Origin of the sequence: Asaia sp. W19, assembly GCF_003994335.1 — a bacterium.
In the GTDB taxonomy this organism is placed as follows: domain Bacteria; phylum Pseudomonadota; class Alphaproteobacteria; order Acetobacterales; family Acetobacteraceae; genus Asaia.
Genome location: NZ_PNQZ01000047.1, coordinates 54,607 through 77,543 on the forward strand (window position 1 = coordinate 54,607; position 22,937 = coordinate 77,543).

20 protein-coding genes and 1 riboswitch are annotated in these 22,937 nt (G+C 60.3%); of the genes, 5 read left to right on the plus strand and 15 right to left on the minus strand.

Going from position 1 to position 22,937, the window contains the following annotated elements; all coding sequences use genetic code 11:
* Window position 1 precedes the first annotated feature (1 nt).
* From C0V97_RS09330 to C0V97_RS09340, 3 genes are all read right to left on the minus strand, one after another.
* On the minus strand, window positions 2–1,195 hold the full coding sequence (locus C0V97_RS09330; RefSeq protein ID WP_127102340.1) for an efflux RND transporter periplasmic adaptor subunit: 1,194 nt from the start codon (window positions 1,193–1,195) through the stop codon (window positions 2–4).
* Entirely contained in the window at window positions 1,192–2,574 is a 1,383-nt protein-coding gene (locus tag C0V97_RS09335) for a TolC family protein (RefSeq protein ID WP_127102341.1), read from the minus strand. Before C0V97_RS09335 ends, C0V97_RS09330 begins: the two co-directional genes overlap by 4 nt.
* Window positions 2,575–2,865: 291 nt before the next feature.
* Entirely contained in the window at window positions 2,866–3,204 is a 339-nt protein-coding gene (locus tag C0V97_RS09340) for a GIY-YIG nuclease family protein (protein WP_127102342.1), read from the minus strand.
* 105 nt (window positions 3,205–3,309) lie between these two features.
* Here C0V97_RS09340 and C0V97_RS09345 point away from each other — a divergent pair, with 105 nt between their 5' ends.
* Window positions 3,310–3,924 carry a DUF2239 family protein gene (locus C0V97_RS09345; RefSeq protein WP_127102343.1) on the plus strand — a complete coding sequence of 205 codons (615 nt, stop codon included), beginning with the start codon at window positions 3,310–3,312 and terminating at the stop codon, window positions 3,922–3,924.
* Between the two features lie 2 nt (window positions 3,925–3,926).
* Window positions 3,927–4,388 (plus strand): ester cyclase, encoded by a 462-nt coding sequence (locus C0V97_RS09350; protein WP_127102344.1) that lies wholly within the window; start codon window positions 3,927–3,929, stop codon window positions 4,386–4,388.
* A 130-nt stretch (window positions 4,389–4,518) separates the two neighbouring features.
* On the opposite strand, the gene C0V97_RS09355 is transcribed toward C0V97_RS09350, so the two are convergent.
* From C0V97_RS09355 to C0V97_RS09370, 4 genes are read right to left on the minus strand one after another with little or no spacing between them, the layout of a single operon-like run.
* A complete protein-coding gene (locus C0V97_RS09355; protein WP_370265321.1) occupies window positions 4,519–4,860 on the minus strand; it encodes a hypothetical protein in 342 nt (113 codons plus the stop codon).
* 16 nt (window positions 4,861–4,876) lie between these two features.
* Complete coding sequence (locus tag C0V97_RS09360; RefSeq protein WP_127102374.1) at window positions 4,877–6,343, minus strand: efflux transporter outer membrane subunit; 1,467 nt, start codon at window positions 6,341–6,343, stop codon at window positions 4,877–4,879.
* Window positions 6,344–6,357: 14 nt separating this feature from the next.
* A complete protein-coding gene (locus tag C0V97_RS09365; protein WP_127102345.1) occupies window positions 6,358–9,513 on the minus strand; it encodes an efflux RND transporter permease subunit in 3,156 nt (1,051 codons plus the stop codon).
* 9 nt (window positions 9,514–9,522) lie between these two features.
* Window positions 9,523–10,662, minus strand: coding sequence for an efflux RND transporter periplasmic adaptor subunit (locus C0V97_RS09370; RefSeq protein WP_233582078.1), 1,140 nt, complete (start codon window positions 10,660–10,662; stop codon window positions 9,523–9,525).
* A 250-nt stretch (window positions 10,663–10,912) separates the two neighbouring features.
* On the opposite strand from C0V97_RS09370, the gene C0V97_RS09375 reads away from it, so the two are divergent.
* On the plus strand, window positions 10,913–11,608 hold the full coding sequence (locus tag C0V97_RS09375; RefSeq protein ID WP_127102347.1) for a TetR/AcrR family transcriptional regulator: 696 nt from the start codon (window positions 10,913–10,915) through the stop codon (window positions 11,606–11,608).
* A 24-nt stretch (window positions 11,609–11,632) separates the two neighbouring features.
* Here the strand turns inward: C0V97_RS09375 and purF are convergent, their stop codons facing one another.
* The 6 genes from purF to C0V97_RS09405 all read right to left on the minus strand — a co-directional run bounded on the left by purF (window position 11,633) and on the right by C0V97_RS09405 (window position 17,199).
* Window positions 11,633–13,063: an amidophosphoribosyltransferase gene (gene purF / locus C0V97_RS09380; RefSeq protein WP_127102348.1), complete on the minus strand. Its 1,431-nt coding sequence runs from the start codon at window positions 13,061–13,063 to the stop codon at window positions 11,633–11,635.
* A 75-nt stretch (window positions 13,064–13,138) separates the two neighbouring features.
* Complete coding sequence (locus tag C0V97_RS09385) at window positions 13,139–13,666, minus strand: CvpA family protein (protein ID WP_127102349.1); 528 nt, start codon at window positions 13,664–13,666, stop codon at window positions 13,139–13,141.
* Window positions 13,667–13,689: 23 nt separating this feature from the next.
* Entirely contained in the window at window positions 13,690–14,118 is a 429-nt protein-coding gene (locus tag C0V97_RS09390) for a hypothetical protein (RefSeq protein ID WP_127102350.1), read from the minus strand.
* A 90-nt stretch (window positions 14,119–14,208) separates the two neighbouring features.
* Window positions 14,209–14,538 (minus strand): multidrug efflux SMR transporter, encoded by a 330-nt coding sequence (locus C0V97_RS09395; RefSeq protein ID WP_127102351.1) that lies wholly within the window; start codon window positions 14,536–14,538, stop codon window positions 14,209–14,211.
* Between the two features lie 217 nt (window positions 14,539–14,755).
* Complete coding sequence (thiC, locus tag C0V97_RS09400; protein ID WP_233582080.1) at window positions 14,756–16,630, minus strand: phosphomethylpyrimidine synthase ThiC; 1,875 nt, start codon at window positions 16,628–16,630, stop codon at window positions 14,756–14,758.
* Between the two features lie 69 nt (window positions 16,631–16,699).
* Window positions 16,700–16,841, minus strand: a riboswitch (TPP riboswitch).
* 109 nt (window positions 16,842–16,950) lie between these two features.
* Window positions 16,951–17,199 (minus strand): hypothetical protein, encoded by a 249-nt coding sequence (locus C0V97_RS09405; RefSeq protein ID WP_127102352.1) that lies wholly within the window; start codon window positions 17,197–17,199, stop codon window positions 16,951–16,953.
* Between the two features lie 257 nt (window positions 17,200–17,456).
* Here C0V97_RS09405 and C0V97_RS09410 point away from each other — a divergent pair, with 257 nt between their 5' ends.
* Both C0V97_RS09410 and C0V97_RS09415 read left to right on the plus strand, forming a co-directional pair.
* A complete protein-coding gene (locus C0V97_RS09410; protein WP_127102353.1) occupies window positions 17,457–18,530 on the plus strand; it encodes a quinone-dependent dihydroorotate dehydrogenase in 1,074 nt (357 codons plus the stop codon).
* A 126-nt stretch (window positions 18,531–18,656) separates the two neighbouring features.
* Complete coding sequence (locus C0V97_RS09415) at window positions 18,657–21,029, plus strand: mechanosensitive ion channel domain-containing protein (RefSeq protein WP_127102354.1); 2,373 nt, start codon at window positions 18,657–18,659, stop codon at window positions 21,027–21,029.
* A 77-nt stretch (window positions 21,030–21,106) separates the two neighbouring features.
* Here C0V97_RS09415 and ubiM read toward each other — a convergent pair whose 3' ends face one another.
* Together ubiM and C0V97_RS09425 are read right to left on the minus strand one after the other, a co-directional pair.
* Window positions 21,107–22,315, minus strand: coding sequence for a 5-demethoxyubiquinol-8 5-hydroxylase UbiM (ubiM, locus tag C0V97_RS09420; protein WP_127102355.1), 1,209 nt, complete (start codon window positions 22,313–22,315; stop codon window positions 21,107–21,109).
* Window positions 22,312–22,920, minus strand: a complete 609-nt coding sequence (locus tag C0V97_RS09425) for a nitroreductase (protein WP_127102356.1) — start codon at window positions 22,918–22,920, stop codon at window positions 22,312–22,314. The genes ubiM and C0V97_RS09425 overlap by 4 nt, the downstream gene beginning before the upstream one ends.
* Window positions 22,921–22,937 lie beyond the last annotated feature (17 nt).

Sequence of the window (22,937 nt, forward strand, 5' to 3'; positions counted from 1 at the left end):
ATTACCTCTGGCCCCCGGCCTTGTCCTTTTCGAGGGGCGGCGACAGCAGGGCCTGGGATTTAAGGACGAAGCTTCCATCCGTCACGACGGTTTCGCCGGGCTTCAGACCGGACGTCACGACAATCGTCCCGTCTAGCTCGGGCCCCACAGAGACCTTGCGCGCTTCATAGTGTGACTCGCCCAGACGCACGAAGACACAGCTCTGGTTGCCGATCGTCTGGATGGCAGCCTGCGGAATGAGCACACCGCTGACCGTGCTGGTCGAGAACAGCCGTGATTTGACGAGCATCTCGGGCCTGAGGAGGCGCTGGCTGTTATCCACCAGACTGCGCACCAGAACATGGCGTGTCATAGGATCGACACTTCCCTCGATCAGGTCGATGCGGGATTCGATCGGCCGGGAGTCAGGGGTAGGCCAGGTGAGCTGGCGTCCCCCGCGCGACAGGCGCGTCGCCTGCTGCTCTCCTACCTGCGAAACGACCCAGACATGAGAGAGATCGTCGATTTCCACCGCCGCCGCCGCGCGGTTGGAGACTTCCTCTCCCACCGAGACGATGATCTTGTTCACGATGCCGTCGATTGGTGAGATGACGGAGGAGTGCAACCCGTCGGCGCGTTCCGCCGAGGAGGTGAAGCGCGCCAGTCTTTCCCGCTCGTTCTGCACAAGGGCTTCGCTGCGCTTGACCGTGCCCTGGGCATCACGCAGGCGTGAATAGCGTCGCTGGGCTTCCCCTTGCGAGACCGCGCCTCCCTGAAGCGAGCGTGCGCGATCATAGGAGAGGCTTGCGTCGTCGCGCAGGGCGCGTGCCTGTTGCAGGGCGGCTTCGGCCGAGAGCAGGCGTTGTCGTTCGTCACTGAGGCTGAAGTCATCATAGGTGAACAGGACCTGCCCCTTTTTGACCACCTCGCCTGGTGTGACGAGAACAGACTGCACCCTGCCCTGCCCTACCGGATGCAGCCGGGCGCTCTTGCGGTCATCCTGATCGATATAGGCCGGGACATCGACATGCGGAGGGAGAGCCCCCTTATGGCCGATCGCCACATGGATCCCCTCCGATTCGAGGGCTTCCGGTGCGATCGTCAGGGGGGCTGTGGGCCATAAAGCAGCGGCCTGCGCATAGGCCCTGGGAGTGAAAAAGGGATTTGACGCGCCGAGCATCAGGATGGAAGCGAGGGGCAGGAAGGCGTATTTCATGGGTAGTTTCCTGCCATCAGGCTCATTCGGATCATGGCGGCGTGCCAGATCACATCGGCTTCCGCACTGCGTTGGCCGGCTTCCAGCGCCGCGCGGCGCGCGCGCAGATATTCGATCACCGGCGTCTCACCCACGCTCCACGCATGCTCGAGATCTCCGGCACGGGCATTGAGGGCGTGTACGGAGGTCGTGGTGTGACGCAGCATCGACAGCGCCGAGCTCAGGCTGGCACGTGTCTGTCGATACTCTACCGTCACCTTGCGCTGGGCGAGCACGGCGTCGCGCTCGGCGGCGCCCATGGCCTTGACCTCTTTCATGATCATGGGCGTGTTGCGCGCCTCGCTGGGGAGCGCCATCGAGAATTGGACCCCCACCTGTGTATCCCAGGGGCTGCCATACTGGCCCTGCTTGACGACCTGAACACCCACTTGGGGGTTGGGCATGTAGGAGTGCCGCGCCACGGAATAGGCCGCCCGTGCGCTCTTGGTCACAGCATTGGCCATTTCGATGCGCGGGTCCCGTGCCGGGTCGAGGGCGAGGTTCTGCGTGCCCAGGATACGGCCGTCCAGCGAGAGAATATCGGGGATCTCATCTGTGCCGGTCAGGGCATCGAGCTCGGCACGTGCGCTTTCCAGAGCCTGCTCGGCCTGGGCGATCTGGGCGTCGAGATCGGCTTTCTCGCCCACCACTGCGTCGAAATCCGAGGAGGCGATTTCGCCAGCGCGCAGCCCTTGCTGTGAGCTGCGTACCACACGGTCAAGGAGATCGCTGGTGGCGCGCAGATTGCCGATCTTTTTCTGCAACAAGGTCGCACTGCTGGCGAGGTCGAGCACTCTGACCGAGCTCAGGAGATGCTGAACCTTGATCCGCGCGCGCGCCACGGCTTCATCTGCCAGCGCATTGCGCATGGTCGCCGTGCCCTGTCCCGGCAACCAGAGCGGAATGCTGATGCTGCCTTGGTAGGTTGTATAGCCAAGATTCGTGCCGATAAAATGGTCATCGAGATACTGCCCAGCGAGGATCGGCCCGTCTGGAAACCAGGATTGCGCGGCGTTGGCGTTTTTGTGTGAAGCCGAAGCGTCGATCGAGAAGGACTGGTTGGCCGGATCGCGGTCCCAGGCAGCGCGTATGGCGTCGTGGAAACTCTCCGCCCGGGAAGCCGGCGCTGTGATCGCGAGACCGAGCATGAGTGAGAAAGCGACCCCGAGGGTATGCCCGTTGCGTCTTGTCCCGGCACGAACAGAGTTGACGCGAGAGGGTACGCTTTTCGGCGTCACGACAAAGGGCGGCGCAGCCGCTGAGGGCGCGGCAGGAGAACACGCGGCATGGGGAGCCGAGGTGCGGAACGGCAGCCTGTTCGACCAGAGAATCACTGACATGATGGCGCGATCTTAGGCGCAGTTGCGCGGCGCTCCGCGACAAAACTTGGCTGGACAATAAAATAAAAAATAACTGTTGCCAGAGTGGCAGCAGTCATGGGGGCAGTAACCGGGGGTGGTACCAGAAACGATCAGAGGCAAGCCAATCAGGCGTTGCGCCAAATGGCCGCCATTCTGGAGCACTCGGCGATTGTTGGACTCACGACAGGCGGCTGATGCAACGGCTCGTGAATGCATATTTCTTAACCGCGTATCTCGGTGCTGATCGGCGGCGCATGTTGCGCACGCCTGCTATATGGGGATGCCGTCTAGTTTCCTTACCCAATGCGCATGGCGGTTCTTGAGGGCCTTGTTCTGGATGTATGCAGCGTCGTCATCTCCCTCCAGTCGCTCGATCACGTCGAAAGAAAATGCGTCCTGTCCGTGCTTCCTCCATATCTCCTGGAGTGACTTGAACGGATTACTGTTATTCCTGAGCGTGAACCAAAGGCGGTTCTGGATAGTCGCAAGGTCCGGGGCTGCACCAATCCACACATGAGCCGATGCCACGCATCGAACGGCGTAAATCCCAGCCTCGCGTTTTCGCTCCTTATAAGCCGCGATCGCTGACCTGCGTTCGGTCGCTTTCATCAGGTTCCCCCTTTTACCAAGGCTCTATCCTAATTCAGAACGCTACCTGGCACAATAACATCCGGGTAAATTGATTTATATTTTCGTCCGGATATAAGTAGGAGAATGAGCACATACCTCTCTACACGTTGCACGGCTTTCGCTGGGGTCAACCGGATAGCCACAGGTTCGTTGATCGACGTCGCCTTGACGATCAAGGGAATGGAAGATCGCATAGAGGGCCCGATCCTGACATTTGATGACGCGTCCGGCGCGGTCATAGACCTCGACCTTCGCGGTGGCACCGCAGAAATTGTCACGCGCCTGACCGGGCGCGGTAAGGCGAAAGCACTTGATTCGGGACACCAGGGCGGGGGCACTAACGGACCGGGTCGATCGCGAGGCCGTCCAAAACTGGGTGTGATCGCGCGTGAAGTGACTTTGCTTCCGCGTCATTGGGAGTGGCTGGCAAAACAGCCGGGAGGCGCGTCGCAAGTCCTACGCCGTATCGTAGACGAAGCGCGCCGTGCTGACGGCGGAAAGTCCGATCTCAACGCGGCTCATGAACGCACATATCGCTTTCTCTCTGCGCTCGCCGGCAATCTTGTAGGATACGAGGAAGCAATTCGCGCCTTGTTCGCTGGTGACTACAAATCCTTCAACGGCCGGATGGCTACATGGCCGTCCGATATCCGTGACCACGCCATCACTCTTTCCCAAAGCTCTCCCATGCAGCAGTGACCATGATAGGATCCAGTCAGCGCAAACTGCGTCTTGCGTCTTTCATCCGCCATGTATGGGATGAAGGAGACGCGGATGCGTCTGACGATTACGTGGCGGAGGCCTATACGGTCCATCATGATCCCGGGGATCCTTGGGAGGGCAGAACGCTTGATCGCGCGGGCTTCAAGGATCGGGTCAGGAAATCACGAGCGGCCTTCCCGGATCAGAAATTTGATATCCAGGGATTGTTTGCCGATGGCCAGAGCGTTGTGATGACCTGGCTATGGTGCGGCACCCATCGGGGGGATCTGCCCGGCTTTCTGGCAACGGATGAAATGATCAGGAGGTCGGGAGCTACAGTATATACTTTTAATAACAGCGAGCTTCTGACCGGACACTGGCAGATTTCTGATCGGCTCGGCGTTTTCCAGCAGCTGCGGCGCAACAGAGGGAAGAGCTTGTCAGCCAGAAGCCAGAGATAGGCTGATGCGCCTGGGTCCCGGGCGACCGATTTTCGTGCCGCCAGGTGCGAACGGTAAGGGGTATGATTGATGGGCGTGTATCCGTGCCCTGGTCATGTATCACCCCTCAACCGCTCCCACAGGCTGGGTATCAGTTACCCAGAGGCTGGACGTGCGAGACTTTGCCGTAGCGATCGTAATAGATCACGGCGTCTCCACGCCGTTGCGCGTAGCCATCCGGTGTGCCGTCGGGGCGCTTGAACAGAATGCGATTGGCGTCGGGTTGTTCGATAACCTTGTCGCCTGGGGGGCGATATTTGAACATGCTGAAATCCGCTTCCGCCTTGGGAAGGGCGGAGGAGCGGGCAAGCTGATGCATATCCGGCTTTTTCTTGCTGTCATCGTCATCCTGAGCCGACGCTAGAACGGGGGTCATGACGACCCCCATACCCAGAGTGGTGAGTGCGAGATGACGGAGTCTGGACGGTTTCATCCGGGTGTTTCCTGTATCAGCCTTTGTTCCGGGCGGCGGGCGGAACCGAGGCTGTCGCAACGTCAGATGCGCTCCAGCCGCCGCCCAGAGCCCGATAGAGCGTTACCAGATTCTGGTAACGCGCCAATTGCACGTTGATCAGGCTCTGTTGCGCGTCATACAGGCTGCGCTGCTGTGTCAGGGTGGTCAGATAGGTATCGATACCCGTGTTGTAACGCATCATCGCCAGATCGTAGGCCTGCTGGGACGACTGGACCAGCCCCTTCATATGCGTGTCCTGCGCGAGATAGGTTTCACGCGCCGTCAACGCATCCGAGACTTCCTTGAACGCTGTCTGTACCGCCTTCTCGTAGGTGGCGATCTGAGAAAGGCGACGGGCCTTGCTGATCTTGAGGTTGCCCTCGTTCTGCCCCCAGGTGAAAATCGGGAAGGTGATGTTCGGCGAGACCGACCAGGTCTGGGCGCCTGGGGTGAAGAGATGCCGGAACTGCAGCGAACTCACGCCCTCCTGCGCCGTCAGCGTTACCTTTGGGAAGAAGGCTGCGCGCGCCGCACCGATATTGGCATTGGCACCGATCAGGTTGTGTTCGGCCGACTGGATGTCGGGACGCTGGGCGATCAGGTCCGAGGGAAGACCCGCCGGGAGATCGCTCAGAAGTGTCTGACTGCCGAAAGGCTGCGGCGCAGGCAGGGTATCGGGAAGCGGTACACCAACGAGCAATTGCAGCTGATGCTCGTCCTGAGCCATCTGGCGCTCATATTGCGCCTTGTTGCTCGCCGCCTGTTCGACCTGGGTCTGGGTCTGAGCGAGGGTCAGCGCATCGGACTCGCCGTGATCGTATTTCAGGCGGGTCAGGCGGAGTGTGTCGCTCTGTGAGGTGAGGGTCTGATCCGTCACCCTTACGAGTTCGCGGTCCGCCAGCCATTGCAGATAGGTATTTGCTACCTGCGACACCATGCTGATCAGTACGGATTGCGCGTTCATGCGCGATCCCAGCAACTCCTCGGCTTGTTGGCGCGACAGATTGCGGATGCGGCCGAACAGGTCGATTTCATAGGACGAGAACCCGATATTCGCCCCGTAATAGCGCAGCATGGCTGTCCCACGCCCCAGACCCGGGGCGAAGGAGAAACCTGCGGTCTCTGACGGAGCAAAATACTGTCCCTGCCCTGTCACGCCAATCGGCGGGAACAGCGAGGCGTGCTGAACCTCGTAGCTGCCCTGGGCTTCCATGATCGCCGCCGCCTGGCTGCGCAGGTCGCGGTTGTTGCGCAGGGCGAGTTCGATCAGCGCGCGTAGCCGGGCATCGGTAAAGAAGTGCTTCCAGCCAATATCGGATGCGGCCTGGCCCGCGAGGGCCGCCGTCTTTCCGGCATCAGCCGGATAGGCATTCTGTACCGGCTGGGTCGGCCGGTTGTATTTCGGCGCCAGGTCGCACGAGGCAAGCATGGTGAACGCCAACAGGGCGCTCACCGATTTCATGGTCTTCATGGTGCTCATGCGCCCTCTCCCCGAGCGGCTTCGTTGCGGTGTTCGTACGGATCGACACGATCCTTCATGCGGGTCACGCGGAACAGGCGCAGGATCACCACAAAGAACACAGGGACAAAATAGACGGCCAGCAGCGTTGCCGAGAGCATGCCGCCCACGACGCAGGTGCCGATGGCGACACGCGCCGCCGAGCCTGCGCCTGTCGCGATTGCCAGAGGAAACACACCGCAGACGAAGGCGATGGAGGTCATCAGGATCGGACGCAGGCGCTCGCGGCCGGCCTTGAGCACCGAGTCCTCGAGTGAGTCACCCTGCTCGAAGAACTCCTTGGCGAATTCGACGATCAGAATGGCGTTCTTGACCGAGAGACCGACCGTGGTCAGCAGTCCGACCTGGAAATACACGTCGTTATCGAGGCCACGCCACAGCGTGGCGCCAATAGCGCCGAGCACGCCAAGCGGAAGCACCATCAGCACCGAGAGCGGGATCGCCCAGCTCTCATAGAGCGCAGCAAGGCAGAGCAGAATGACGATGGCGGCGAGAGCATAAAGAGGGCCCGTGGCACCGCTCGAGGCGACCTGCTCGTAGGAGATACCGGTCCATTCATAACCGATCCCCTTGGGCAGATGCTGCAGGATCTTTTCCATTTCCTGCATGGCCGCGCCAGAACTGGTACCCGCTGCGCCCTGCCCCTGAAGCTCGAACGAGTTCAGGCCGTTATAGTCTTCCACCTTTTGCGGGCCGACAATCCAGTTGCCTGAGGCAAAGGCGTTGAATGGCACCATGGCCCCTGCCGTGTTCCGGACGTACCACTTGTTCAGATCCTCGGGCGTCATGCGCGCCCAGGCTTCACCCTCAATATAGACCTGCTTCACGCGATCGCTGCGCATGAACTGGTTGACGTAAATCGAGCCGAATGCCCCCTGGATAGTGGTATTGATCTCGGCATTCGTCACGCCCTGCGCATTGGCACGCTCACGGTCGATGTCCAGGTGGAATTGGGGCTGGTCTTCCAGACCCATGGGGCGCACGGCCATCAGCTTCGGGTTCTTGGCGGCCTCCGCGAGCACCTGATTCCTGGCTGCCAGCAGCGCCTGATGTCCCAGATGCCCGTTATCCTCCAGCTCCAGATCGAAACCGGCAGCATTGCCCAGTTCCATGACGGCGGGCGGATTGATGGCAAAGATGATCGCTTCCGGGTCCATCCAGAAGTGCTTCATGATTTCGCCGGCCACTGACATCGTCGTGTTCTTGTAGCCGGGACGTTCATCCCATGGTTTGAGTCGGATGAAGAACGCACCCGCGCTCTGGCCCTGACCGGCGAAGTTGAAGCCGTTCATGGCGAAAACGGACTGCGCGATATCACCGTATTTGTGCATGACATAATCGGTGATCTTGCGGTTGACCGCTGCGGTCTGGGCATTATTTGCACCCGGGCGCATGGTCACCTGACCGAAAATGATTCCCTGATCCTCTTCCGGCAGGAAGCCACCGGGAACACGCATGAACAGGAAGACGGCACCACCGGCAAAAGCCGCGAAGATCAGCATGCTGACCACACGACTGCGGACGAGGCGTCGCACCCCGCCCAGATAGCCATTGGTCATACGGTCAAAATTACGGTTGAACCAGGCGATCGGGCCCTTCTTATGCTCCTTGTGCGTCGGCTTGAGCATGGAGCCGCAAAGCGCAGGTGTCATGACCGTGGCGACGAGCACCGAGAGCCACATTGCCGAGACGATGGTGATCGAGAACTGACGATAGATCACCCCCGTGGAGCCGCCGAAGGCAGCCATAGGCAGGAACACAGCTGTCAGAACGAGCACGATACCCACGAGCGCGCCCGTGATTTCATCCATGGACTGGCGTGAGGCCTCCTTGGGGGAAAGCCCCTTTTCGCTCATCACGCGCTCCACGTTTTCCACCACAACGATCGCGTCATCCACCAGAAGGCCGACGGCGAGCACCATGGCAAGCATGGTGAGCGTGTTGATGGAGAACCCGAGAGCCGAAAGCACACCAAACGTACCAAGCAGCACCACTGGCACGGCGATGGTGGGGATCAGCGTGGCGCGGAAGTTCTGCAGGAAGATCAGCATTACCACGAAGACGAGGGCAATAGCCTCGAGGAGCGTGATGACCACTTCCTTGATCGACAGGGTGATGAACGGCTCTGTGTCGAGCGGATAAACGGTCTTCAGACCGCGCGGGTAGAACTTCTCGAGCTCGGCCACCTTGGCGCGCACGGCATTTTCCGTCGTGAGCTGGTTCGCTCCCGGTGCGAGCTTGAGCGCCATACCGACAGTCGGCAGGTTGTTGTAGAACGACGACAGATTGTAGTTCTGCGCGCCGAGTTCCACGCGGGCTACGTCGCTCAGATGCACCTGCGATCCGTCCTGCTGGACCTTGAGCACGATCTTCTTGAACTGCTCGGGCTCGCTCAAGCGTGTGGGACCGATGATCGTCGCATCGAAGCCGATTTCCTTGGTGGCGGGCAATCCGCCCAGTTCGCCCGAGGAAACCTGGATGTTCTGCTGCGAGATCGCAGTCTGGATATCGCTGACGTTGAGTGCGTATTTGTAAAGCTTGTTGGGGTCCAGCCATACGCGCATCGCGTATTCCGAACCGAACAGGGTGTGATCGCCCACACCCGACACGCGCGATAGCGGGTCGGACACGTTCGAAGCCACGTAATCGGCAATATCCTGACCCGACATGCTGCTATCGGTCGAAATGAAGGCGAGAACGAGCATGAAGTTCTTCACGGCCTTCGTCACGCTCAGGCCCTGTGCCACCACTTCGGTTGGCAGGCGCGGCTGTGCGAGCTGCAGCTTGTTCTGCACCTGAACCTGCGCGATATCGGGGTTGGTCCCCTGCGCGAAGGTCAGGTCGATTTCCATATGGCCACTGCCATAGGAGGAAGCCGAGAGATATTCGAGATGATCGAGGCCGAACATCTGTTGCAGGATCGGGCGGACGGTCGTGTTATTGACCGTCTCGGCCGAGGCGCCGGGATAATCGACCGTGATCGCGATTTGCGGTGGCGCGATCGACGGGTACTGGGCGATCGGCATGCGGAAGATGGCAACCGCACCGACCAGCATGATGATCAGCCCGATGACCCAGGCAAAGATCGGTCTGTCGATGAAGAAACGAGACATTGAGAACTCTTATCCTGCGTGCGCGGGCTGGGCGTCGGCTGGCTTGCCGTCGGCGGATTTCTCGACCGGTTTCACAACGGCGCCGGGATGCGCCTTCTGGATACCTTCGATGATGATCCTGTCACCATCATTGAGCCCGCCCATCACGACCCAGTCACCATCGAGTGCGCGGTCGAGTTGCACAAAGCGCATGGTCACCTTGTTGTCGTTGTCCAGCGCGTAGACAAACGGATCACCCTTGGGATCGCGCTGCAATGCAGGCTGCGGAATGGTGATGGCCTTGGGGTCTACACCTTCAGCGACCTCGGCATGCACATACATACCAGGCATCAGCAACCGGTCGGTGTTCGGGAATTCCGCGCGGACCACCATCGTACCCGTGGCCGGGTCCACCGTGACTTCCGTCAGGCGCAGCTGCCCCTTCTGATCGTAATGGCTGCCATCCTCGAGCGTAAGCTCGACAGCGGCTGCGTTGCCCGAGACCTTCTCCAGCTTGCCGCTGGCGAATTCGCGACGCAGACGAAGCATGTCCGAAGTCGCAAGATTCACGTCCACATAGATCGGGTCCATGCGTGTGACCGTGGCGATAGCGTTGGTCTGACCAGCCGTTACCAGCGTACCAGGTGTCACGAGCATGCGTCCGATACGGCCATCGATCGGTGAGCGAACCTCGGTCCAGTCCAGATTGACTGCGGCGCTGTCTACATTGGCCTTTGCCTGAGCGATGTCGGCTTCAGCCTGCTTCGCCGAGGAAAACGTATTATCGTAGTCCTGTTTGCTGACAGCGTGAGCAGCGGCCAGCGGGCGATAGCGCTCCAGCTGGGCACGAATGCTCAGCGCGGCTGCCTGGGCGTGCAGGAGCTGGGCCTTTGCCTGATCGTAAGCCGCCTTGTAGGGCGCAGGATTGATGACATAGAGCAGCTGACCGGCCTTGACATCCGTGCCCTGCTCGAAGCTGCGCTTGAGGATCACGCCGCCAACCTGCGGACGCACCTGTGCCTGCTCGAAAGCCTCGACACGCCCCGGCAGGGACGTGCTCGTCTTGAGCGCATGGGGGTGCACGGTATAGACGCCCACCGTTTGCGGCGGTGGTTTGGGGGCGGCTGCCTTGTGTTTGCAGCCCGAAAGATCCAGCGTCAAAAGTGCCAAGGGAATGAGACGTAGCGAAAGGCTTGTTGTCGCCTTCAAATTCCACGGTGAACGGGCCGTGTAAGACGGAAATGCTCGCATGCTGGCGCTATCCAAAATGACCGATGTTCAAGAAGGGTAACCGTAAACCGTGCGCTCGCGCCAAAAAAGGTTTCGGAAACCCTTGAGTTTCTCTGCCATAGGGAACTATACGGTTTCCGAAACCCGGTCAACGGACCAGCAGCAGCTTGGAGCGATTTTTCGCAATACAATGTCAAGTACGACCCAAACAAAGGCCAGTCACGCCCAAGCCCAGGAATCAGGTCCATTGCGAAGGCACTGTGGTCGCCCCCCTGTGTTGTGTGAAACCGAAAGGCGCGACAAAATATTCGACGCGGCAGAGATTGTATTGCAGCAGCACGGATACTCAGGCGCTTCGATGGATCGTATCGCGCAATGCTCGAATATGTCGAAAAAGACACTCTACCATATGTTCGCGTCCAAGCAGGAAATGGTGGAACATCTTCTGCGCGACAGACTTTTACTGTCAGGACTGCGCGACCTCGAGTTGCAGGGTGAAACGGTCGAGGATCGTCTCGTTTTCGGACTCGAGGCGCTTGCGATTGCCATGATGGCCGAAAAGCGTCTTAGCCTCATTCGCGTCGTGATTGCCGAAGTCTCTCGCAACCCGGAGGTCAGTCGTTTCGTGCGAGAGTTCTTCTCCAGCGCGGCCGGGCCTTTTCCGTTGCGCGTGTGGCTCGAGCGCATGGTGGAGGAAGGCAGTCTCGAGGTGGATGACGTCGCGCAGGCCTCGGACATGCTTTTTGGTGGCGCGCTGGCGACATCCATGCTCTGCGAGCTGAGTCATTGCCGCCCAAGGCAATATTGGGACGAGACGCCCGGCTATCTGCGACGGGTGGTCAGGATGTTCCTGCACGGACTGGAAAACGAAAAAGGGGCCGTCTAGGCCCCTCTTTTGCTTCAGCCGAGATCAGGCGACGAGGCGCCCATCCTTGTCGACCAGTTCGATCGGATAATCACCGGTGAAACAGGCATCGCAATAGCGTCCCTGGGCGCCTGTGCGGCCATCATGACCGAGCGCGCGGTAGAGGCCGTCAAAGGAAATGAAGGCCAGGCTGTCCACCCCGATGGCCTCGGCCATCTTTTCGATTGTGTGCGTGGCGGCGAGCAACTGGCTCTCTTCGGGTGTGTCGATCCCGTAGAAGCAGGGATGCTTGGTGGGCGGGCTGCTGATGCGCATATGCACCTCGGTCGCCCCGGCCGCGCGGACCATATCCACGATCTTGCGAGACGTTGTGCCACGTACGATCGAATCATCCACCAGTACGACCCGCTTGCCCTTCAGAACGGGCGTATTGGCAGAGTGCTTCATGCGCACACCGAGATTACGGATCTGATCCGTTGGCTCGATGAACGTCCGTCCGACATAGTGATTGCGGATGATCCCCATCTCAAACGGAATGCCGCTCTCGGCAGCGAAGCCCATGGCTGACGGTACGCCGGAATCAGGGACCGGGACGATCACGTCAGCTTCGACGCCGCTCTCACGTGCCAGTTCGACACCGATCTGCTTGCGTGCATCATAGACCGAGTGGTCCTCGAGGATCGAGTCAGGGCGGGCGAAGTAGATATATTCGAACACGCAAAAGCGCGGGCTGGTCTGGGCGAAGGGGCGCATCGAGCGGATGCCGTCATTATCAATGATGACCATCTCGCCCGGCTCGACATTACGGACGAACTCAGCGCCGACGATATCGAGGGCGCAGGTTTCGCTGGCCAGCATCCAGCCCCCATCGGCCACCCGCCCCAGGATGAGCGGGCGCACGCCCAGAGGATCGCGCAATCCGATCAGAAAGTCAGGGGTCAGGGCCACGACCGAATAGGCACCCTTGACCTGTTTCGCGGCATCGACCAGGCGCTCGAGCACCGTGGCATAGAGCGAGATGGCAATGAGATGGACGAACACCTCGGTATCGGTCGTGGACTGGAACAGACAGCCACGCTTGACCAGAGCCTGACGCAGCGTGGCGGCATTGGTCAGATTGCCGTTATGCGCCACCGCCAGACCGCCGAACTCAAAATCGGCATAGAGTGGCTGAACGTTGCGCAGAAGTGTGCCGCCCGTGGTCGCATAACGGTTATGCCCAATGGCACCGCTGCCCCTGAGTGTGTTCATGACGCGCGCATCGCTGAACACATCGCCAACCAGACCCAGTCCCTTGTGCTGACAAAATCTTTCGCCGTCGTGACTGACGATACCCGCTGCCTCCTGACCGCGATGCTGAAGCGCGTGCAGGCCCAGAGCCGCTAGCGCCGCCGCGTCAGGGGCACCCCAGATACCGACGACACCGCATTCTTCATAAGGGCGGTTCGAGGGTTCGAGTGTGGCGGGATTCATCATCGGGCGGCGCTCCTTGGCAGGGTCACACTGGGTGTTCGAGGCGGGCGTGCGAGACAGATCATCGGGGCGACCCGATCAGAAGGCAGCCTCATGGCCTGTTGCGGGCGGCATGGCAAGATGAAGTTGCGGGAAATATGGCATGAGTTCCTGTGCCAGGTGCACCCCCGCCACGATGTAGGGGCCCGACTGGCTCCCCGCAATGAGGGAATGCGCCATACTTGCCCCGGCGATCGAGACGACCAGAAGGTACAGCACGACCAGCAGGATATAGCCGCGTGCAAACCCGAAGAAGAAGCCGAGAAGCTTGTCGGTTCCCCCCACAAGGACACTGCGCAACCCGGTCGCGAAGCGCTGGGCCACGGTGGAGAGTATCAGAACGAGCACGATAAAGGCGACGATATAGGCAAGCGCGGATGCCGCTAACGGGTCACTCACCTTCTGGGAGATCCAGGGCAGGATCAGTGGTGCGATGCGTGCGGCCAGGATGAAGCTTCCCACCCAGGCGGCCAGACTGAAAACTTCCTTTGCAAAGCCTCTTGCCGCGCCCCAGAGCGCAGAGACGAGCAGGATGAAGAGGGCGGCAATATCGGCAGAATGTTCCATGAAGCGCGTCGAATTCCGCTCGATCAGGGGAGTTTCGTCGAGGAAGGCCGCCAGAACCGGCGAGCCGTATCGACGCTGGACGGTATGTCCCGGTTGATCTGGTTCAGCAAGTTACCCAGCTGCACACGGTGGTCGATCTCGCGCCAGACGGCTTGCGGGTCAATCCCTCTGGATGCCCAGAGCCGGATGAGCGCATCCAGGAACGCGGCGCTCTGTTCGACGAGGTCCTCCCTCTGATCGAGGCTGTAAAAGCTGGTGCAGCGGACGATGGCATGGGCGAGGTCACGTCTCAGCGTATCGTCGGGGACGGTGACAGGAGAAGGTCTGGGCGCATCGGATCCGCGCTTCTTGCGTCCTTTGCCACGTGAGGCCGGTTTGGTGAGTGCGCGCTCGTTCCCCTCTCCTGTCGAATGGAGCGTGATGAGTCTGTCAATGATATGGGGGTGAGCCAAGGGCGCCTTCATGCAACCGGCATATGGATCAGATCGGGCAATCGTCAATCAAATCCGAGGGGTCGGCATCAATTTGATGATGATTAACCCTTAATGCATGACCGAGCGTGAGAAAACATTCACGATCACCACACCCACGATGATCAGGCTCAGGCCAATCAGCGCAGGCATATCCAGCGCCTGCTTGAACTTGACCCAGCTTATGGCCGAGATGAGGACAATCCCGACGCCGGACCAGATGGCATAGGCAATGCCGGTGGGCATGGTCCGCAGGGTGAAGGAGAGCGCGTAGAAGGAAATGCAATAGCCAAGAACGCTGAGCATACCCGGGACGGGGCGCGTAAAGCTGTCCGACATCTTGAGCAAGGTGGTCGCGAAGACCTCGGACAAAATTGCGATCAGGAGACAGATATAGGTCATGCGCCCTCTTGGTCTTGTTCGGCTTCCCTTATCCCAGGCACAGGGACCTGTCACGCCTGCTTCCGTTTCCCTCCGGGCGCCTTGATGATGCGAGTAGAGACGTACCCTGAGCAATCTGGTTCGAAGCGGGATGCGCAAAGGCCGCAGCGCCCCGACGCTGCGGCCTTTATCAAAACGAGTTCGGCTCCGGTAAGGGAAGGTGAAAAGGCAACCTATGTCAGGCTGGCTCGACTTCTCCGGATTTCAGATAGAGCTTGCTTCCATGGGCCTTGAAGCTCTCTTTCATCTGTTCCATCCCCTGTTCGCGCTCGGCATTGCGTCGGATGTCATGGCTGATCTTCATCGAGCAGAATTTGGGGCCACACATCGAGCAGAAATGCGCTGTCTTATGCGCCTCCTTCGGCAGGGTCTCGTCATGGTAGCAACGCGCCGTGTCGGGATCGAGCGCAAGATTGAACTGATCCTGCCACCGGAACTCGAAGCGGGCGCGTGAGATGGCGTCATCCCTGATTTGTGCGGCCGGATGACCTTTGGCGAGATCGGCCGCATGGGCCGCGATCTTGTAGGTGATCACTCCCACCTTTACATCGGACCGATCGGGAAGACCCAGATGCTCCTTTGGCGTGACATAGCAAAGCATGGCGCAGCCATACCAGCCGATCATCGCCGCTCCGATACCTGAGGTGATATGATCGTAGCCAGGGGCGATATCGGTCGTCAGCGGACCGAGTGTGTAGAAGGGGGCCTCGCCACATTCACGCAGCTGTTTGGTCATATTGATCTTGATCTTGTGCATGGGCACATGACCCGGCCCCTCGATCATGACCTGACAACCCTTCTCCCAGGCAATTCGGGCGAGTTCGCCCAGGGTTTCAAGCTCGGCGAACTGCGCCGCGTCATTGGCATCGGCGATCGACCCGGGACGCAGACCATCGCCCAGAGAAAAGGAAATATCGTAGCGACGCATGATGTCGCAGATCTCGTCGAAATGCTCGTACAGGAAGTTTTCACGGTGATGGGCCAGGCACCACGCCGCCATGATCGATCCGCCGCGTGATACGATGCCCGTGGTGCGGCCCGCGGTCAGCGGTACATGGGCGATGCGCACCCCAGCGTGGATGGTGAAATAATCGACGCCCTGCTCAGCCTGCTCGATGAGCGTGTCGCGATAGATTTCCCAGGTGAGGTCTTCGGCCACGCCCCCCACCTTCTCCAGCGCCTGATAGAGCGGCACGGTGCCGATCGGCACTGGTGCATTGCGCAGGATCCAGTCGCGGATGTTGTGAATATTACGTCCGGTCGAGAGATCCATGACCGTATCCGCACCCCAGCGGATCGACCAGACGAGCTTCTCGACTTCCTCAGCTGCCGAGGAGGTCACGGCCGAATTGCCGATATTGGCGTTGATCTTCACCAGAAAATTGCGCCCGATGATCATGGGCTCGAGTTCTGGATGATTGATATTGGCGGGGATGATGGCCCGGCCTGCCGCGATCTCCGAGCGGACGAATTCGGGCGTGATGAAAGTCGGGATCTCGGCTCCGAAATCCTCTCCATCGGCGCGACGCGCCTCGGCGCCCTCGACCATGGCAGCACGGCCCAGATTCTCGCGATGTGCGACGAAGATCATTTCCTCTGTGATGATCCCGGCGCGGGCGAATTCATATTGCGTGACCAGATCGGCCTTGTCGCCACACAGCACGTCATGGGGTGCCGGACAATGGGGGACGGCCTGATCGCCTTTGGCGAAACCGTTGTCTTCCGGCTTGATGGCCCGGGTTTCGACCACAGGGCTGAATCCGCGTCGGGCCAGCCAGGCGGCGCGGATTGATGGCAGGCCGAGCGACACATCGGCATGGTAGCCGGGGGCGGTGTAAGGCCCCGACGTATCGTATACGCGTACTGGAGGCTCATTGGCACTCGGTTCCAGATCGATTTCCCGGAACGGCACGGTGATATCAGGACGCCCCTCGGGGCTGGATATGACTTTGCGCGAGCCCGAGATCGGACCCTTAGTGACCTGCCCATGGGCAGGGGCTCGGTCGCGCGCCGTAACTTTGGTGGAGGATTGCAGCGTTGAGTCGTCCATCATGTCTCCCCTTGCAACGTGGAGTTATGTCCGACAGCGCAAGAGCAGGATGAACGGGGTCACAGATCGGGACTTGGCCGCTCACACCAATCCCTACGCCGGTACGAACCGGATCAGGTTCTCCGCCCACATGCCGGGGCGAAAGGGTCGCTGCGCTGCGGGGAACCCGCCATCAGCCTCTCAGCCTCTTGTCGAGGCCCCCCCTGGTATGGCGCGAGTGTTGCGGCCTCACGGGCCGGGTGTCAATCGGAATTCGAGATCAGGGCTGTCAGACCCGCGTATCGACGACGTCAACGCCCCTGCCCCGCTTGTTGCGGCGAAGTTCAGGCGCGCAGACGGCTTGCCCGTCCGGTCATGGGTTTGAGCTGGCCAATCTCCTGGTCGTGACGGCTGAGCCCAGCCGGCGTGATGTGAAATCGGCCATCTGTGCCAAGGGAGACGAAGCCCATGGCCTGAAGACGCTCCAGGCATGGCTGGTCGCGCAACCCCTGTGGGCGACCGATCCCCTCGCAGAGCAGGGTGCGGTGCAGGGTCGAGCGACAGCAGGTTTCGAGATAGGGTTCATCCCACATGATGGCCTCTCAGGTCGTCCAACGGCGTGAGCAGGTCGCTCGCGCCCGTCTTTTCACGATTGGCGGCGCGGAGCAACCGAAGAACGCGATATGGCGCTGTGGTAGCGAGGCCCAAAACCGCTGGCATGTCGGGTGATGCCGCCCGCCTCCCGCCAACTCGTGGAAACTGTAGAAGAGGTGATCGTGGCACCAGGGGGTCGCTCCTGAGCGTGAGCGCGGTATAAAGAGCGCGATTGCGTTCAAACCCGGGTAGTCCCATGACTTTTTCTCCCTTTTCGACCCTCGCGACCCGCCTGATCCACGGTCTCGATCCTGAACACGCTCATGAGGCGGCAATCGAGGCATTGGCGCTCGGTATGGGGCCAACCGCACCAAGGGATGTGCCCGCGTTAAGCACACGCTGCATGGGGTTACGCTTTCCGAACCCCGTGGGTATGGCCGCGGGATTCGACAAGAACGCCCGTATACCGATGGCTCTGGCCCGTATGGGGTTTGGCCATGTCGAGTGCGGCACTGTTACACCGCGCCCACAGGAGGGGAATCCAAAGCCAAGGCTTTTCCGCCTGACTGAAGACCGGGCGATCATCAATCGGATGGGGTTCAACGGGGACGGTATCGACGCCTTCGTGACCCGGCTGACGCGTTTTCGCCAGCTTCAGGCAACACGCAGCGCAGCGCTTCGGCGCGTGCCCATCGGGGCCAATCTGGGGATCAACAAGCTCGGCGCGCAGCCTCTCGAAGATTACCCCTACCTCGTTTCGCGCGTGTCTGAACTGGCTGATTACATTACCATCAACCTGTCATCGCCCAACACGCCAGGGCTTCGCGACCTGCAAACCGCGCGAACCCTGAGCGATATTCTGGGTGCGATCCGCGCCCGAAATCCTGGTCACCCGCCGCTCGCAGTCAAGCTTGCGCCCGATCTTGATCCGGCTGCACTGCCCGACATCGTCGAGGCGGCGATCGAAGGTGGCGTCGCGGGGCTGATCGTCAGCAACACGACGATCAGTCGCCCCTATTCATTGAGCGACGCGCAAGCTGGTGAAAGCGGTGGCCTCTCCGGTAGGCCGCTCACGCAACTTGCCCTCATGATGCTGCGTCGGGTCGTGTCTTTGGTCGCCCGGCGCGCGGCCGTGATCTCCTGCGGGGGGATCGAGAGCGGCTTCGACGTTTTCGAACGCCTGCGTGGCGGCGCGGATATGGTGCAGATCTATACCGCGCTCATCTATCAAGGCCCCGGACTGGCGCAGAAAATCAAGAAGGAACTTCTGACCGAGCTTTACCGCACCGGTTATGAGTCGATCACAGATCTTCGTCAGGCAGAATTCTGAACAAGGGCGGGCATCTGTCCAGTCGGGGTGGAAGACGCGTCGAGCGGAAGGGAAAACCCTTGCTTCTCCAACTCGTTCATTCCCGAGATCCAGGTTCTAAAAGGCATAGAGGAGGCACAAACCGCGATGCCAGTATTCATGAGACGCTCCGGTCTCACCGTTATTCTCGGGGGCCTGTTTGCCCTGATTCTTTCCATCGCGCCTCCTGTCGCCATGGCAGCGCCTGCCGGAACCGCCCCAAACGGTGCCGCAGGGCCGCTCGTCCCTTCGGCCGCGGATGGCTATGGCTGGACGACGGTCTCGGGAACGCTGAATCGCCAGATTGCTACCGCCCAGAACCAGCTCAAATACATTTATGGCCAGCTGAACCGCACGGATATCGTGCTCGGGAGTGAGACCCTTTCCGAGCTTTCGGACCAGGTCGATGCGATCACGTCGATCGCGCAATCCATCCAGACACAGGCGGCGTCCTATCAGACCGTTTATGAGAGCTATCTGGACATTGTTGGTGCCAAGGCCGATGGGGAAAGTCAGGCGATCGTCACACAGCGGGCGCATTTGCAAGCTGTACTGCAGGACATCAAATCCACGGTGACACAGGGGCGTCTGCTCGGCTTGCAGGCCAAGCAGGTGCAGCTGGAGGTCCAGCGACGCGGTACCGTCAGCCAGCAGGAGCTGCTGTCAGAGCGTATTGCTTCCCCCCTGACGCTCACTTTCTGGCGCAATCTTTATGCCGAAGGGCCGGCCCTGCGCCTTACCCTCGCCCCACCGGTCAATAATGGCTATGCGGGCGTTCTGTATCACTGGCCCTTTCTCGTCGGCGCGCTCATCGGCGCGTTTCTGCTGACGGCCCTGCTTGCACGTCCCGCGTACTGGCTGTTTCGCCAGCTCGAAGGCAACATCGTGCGCCGTTTCACGGGCGACATTCTCTCCGAGCATCATCGATCCTTCATTCCGGTTGCGATGTCCGGGATCGTCTGTGGCTTCGTCATGTTTCTGGTGTGGGAAATTCTCGCCGGCCTCTTTTCGCTCGATGAGGGGCGTAGCCCGCTCTTCATGAACAGTGTCGCGGGGATTATGCCGCTTTGCGGGTTCATCCTCGGCGCGGGCCTCCCTGCCCTGAGCCGAGCGACAGCCGTGGACGGAGCAGATCAGCGCGCCGCACGCGCACTCTGGGGCGTGGATTGGTGTATGGCGGTGATCGTCCTACTCCAGACAATTTTCATCACCATTGGTATGGAGAATGCATTCCCGGTCACGGCGCGTCGTCTGATCGAGGCAATCTTCACCCTCGCTGTGACGCTCCTTTTCGTCGGTATGTGTCGCCGTCTCACGCGACGCACCGATGCGCGCCTGGCGCCGGCCGTCTATGGTATCGGCTGCCTCGTCATGGCCGTAACCTGGATTGCGATCGCGCTTGGGTTCCTGGCTTTCGCCTTCGCCGTTGCCGTATGGTCGGTGGCGCTCTCGGTCAGCTTCGCAACACTGTTCCTGATCTCGCTTGCAACGAAGGAGTTTACGGCGCGGAATTTCTCGACCGCGTCACTTGTCTCCCGCCGCCTGTCACGCCTGGGGGTTCACTCCAACCGCGTTGCTCAGTTTGGCGTGTTGTTGTCTGGTGTCATCAACATTGCCCTGATCATCGTGTTTGTTGCTGTCTGCCTCTCGGAGGGGAGTCTCGATATCCCGGTGGTGGCAGACAAGGTCAACGGGCTGTTTGTTGGTCAGACCATCAACGGTGTGCAGTTCTCGCTCAATACGGCGGTATTTTGCATCGTTATCCTGCTCGTTGCCTATTACGCGATCCGCGCTTTCAGCCAATGGCTTGAATCACGCCTCTTCCCGACGACAAATCTCGATATCGGCGCACGGACGTCGATCCTGAACATTTTCAACTACGTAGCCTGGATTGCCGTGTTTCTGATGGTGCTCTCCGAAGCCGGGGTAACGGTGAAGAACCTTACCTGGGTGGTTAGCGCGCTGTCGGTGGGCATCGGCTTCGGCCTCCAGGCGATTGTGCAGAACTTTGTTTCCGGCGTTATCCTTCTCGCTGAGCGCCCGATCCGTGTGGGTGATCTGATCGAGCTCGGTTCAATCAAGGGAGATGTGAAGCGGATCAGCGTTCGATCCACCGAGATCGGACTCGGAGACGGATCGACCATGATCGTTCCGAATTCCCAATTCATTACCTCGGCGGTGCGTAATGCGACGCTCGGAACCTCGCTGAGTGCGGCCTCGGCAACCGTGACAATCTCACCTCGTGCCGACGCGACGAAGGCGCAGCTGGCTCTGATGAATATGATGAAGCAGCGCGAGGATATTCTTCAGGACCCCGCCCCCGGCGTCGCAATTTCTGCCATCACGGATACCGGTATCACGCTGGCGCTCTCGGCCAAGGTATCTTCTGTCCGTGATGTTGGCGGCGTGACGAACGCCATCATGTTGGACGCTTATCGCGTATTGCAGGAATCGGGATTGGAATTGGGCAAGCCGTCCTAAAGGCGCACGAGGACAAAAAAGGCGGGAGACTTGTCTCCCGCCTTTTTTTCGCCCTGTGTTTCCAAGCCACCCCGCAATCAGGCGGTATGGCTACGATCCATCAGAAAGCCGGTGACCATGGATTTGAGCGGGGCAAGACGATCGGCAAAGGCCAGTCCGGCCTTGCGAAGGGCGAGGGTCGGTCGGGCGTCATGCGTGTACAGCGTCGCGATCCCGTTCGTCGCCGCGAAAAGAGGTGCGGTGGCCCGACGATGACGACGTTCGAACGCGCGCAGGGCTGAGGCACTTCCTGGATCGGCATCGGCACGGGCAATTTCCTCGCAGAGGATCGCCTGTCCCTTGAGACCGAGATTGAACCCATGCGCCGTGATGGGATGCATTCCGACGGCCGCGTCACCGATTAGCGCGAGGCGCGTCGTCTGGAAGCGATGGGCGAATACGGTTTTAAGGGGGTACGTGACCCGATCGCTCTCAACACTCATCTGGCCCATGCGTGCCTGGGTCCGGCGGGTGATATCGGCGCTGAACGTGGCCGTGTCCATTGCCTTGAGGACTGCGATCTCTTCCGGGTCCAATGTCAGAACGAGGGATGACAGATGACCCGGCTGGCCGTCATCTGCCACAGGCAAGAGTGCGATAGTCTGGCCTTCGTCGAACCATTGAAGCGCCACGCCCTCATGTGGGAGCGGGTGGCGCATACGGCAAACCATGATCTGTTTGCCGAAATCATGCACGAGCGCGCCGATACCGCGCGACTGTCGGATTTGGGAAAACCGCCCATCGGCTGCCACGAGCAAGGCGCTTTCGAGCAAGGTGCCGTCATCGAGCAGGATGCGGGCAACATCGCTGTTACCCGAACTACTGACGACTTTTTTGCCTGCAAGCACCGTGATGCGCGGTTCCTGACGCACGGCGTCGTGCAGGGCGGTGCGGATCAGATGGTTGGGAACGAGGTAACCGAGCGCATCGCTCGACCCTTCCGGTGCTCTGAAAAGCAGTGCTCCGGCCTCGTTCGGGGGTACGTCCTGTCCCGTCTCGATACGGGCAGTGCGCAGTGGCGAGATTGCCCCCTCGGGGATACGCGACCAGATATCGTGGCTGTCCAGCCAGTCGCGCGAATGATGGGTGAGTGCAATTTCGCGCCCATCGAAAGAAGGGGCAGCGAGCACGCGATCAGGTGCGGGATCGGTGACCGTCACACGCCAGCCCCGCTCGGCAAGGGAAAGGGCGCAGGCGAGCCCCGCGGGACCAGCGCCAGCAATCGTGATGTCAGCCTTGGAACTCACTTGTCGGCCTCGAAGCGCACGGGTTCGCTTTTCCAGAAGGCCATGTAATCGCTGATATCGGGTCGCTTGCTTCCGTGCACGGGTTTGTCGGGCGTGCCGACGAAAAGGAAGCCCGCAAGGCGCTGGGCGTCCCCCAGCCCCAAGGCCTCACGGAAACAGGGTTCCTCGGCGAAATCGCTCGAGACCCAGAATCCGCCAAAACCTTCGGCATGCAGGGCGTTGAGTACATTCATCGCACCAGCGCCCACCGAAAGCTCCTGCTCCTGCACCTGAATCTTGCTTTGAGGATCGAGTGCCATGACCAGAGCAATCGTCATGGGCATTTCCGAAAAGCGCTGACGCCGCTTGGCGATCTTTTTCTCGGGTACTTCGGGGTCAGCCGAGAGCATGGCCCGCACAACCTGTTCAGCAAACTCCGCACGATGCTTGCCCTTGATCACGATATAGCGCCAGGGCCTGATCTTGCCGTGATCGGGCGCGCGCAATCCAGCCGAGAGGATGCGGCCGATCTGCTCCTTGTCGGGGGCTGGTGCGTTCAGATGATCCGTCGAGGCCCTGGAAAGCAGGACTTCGAGGGCGGGGGACGATACGGGGGAACTGCTCATGCTCGATAGATGGCAAG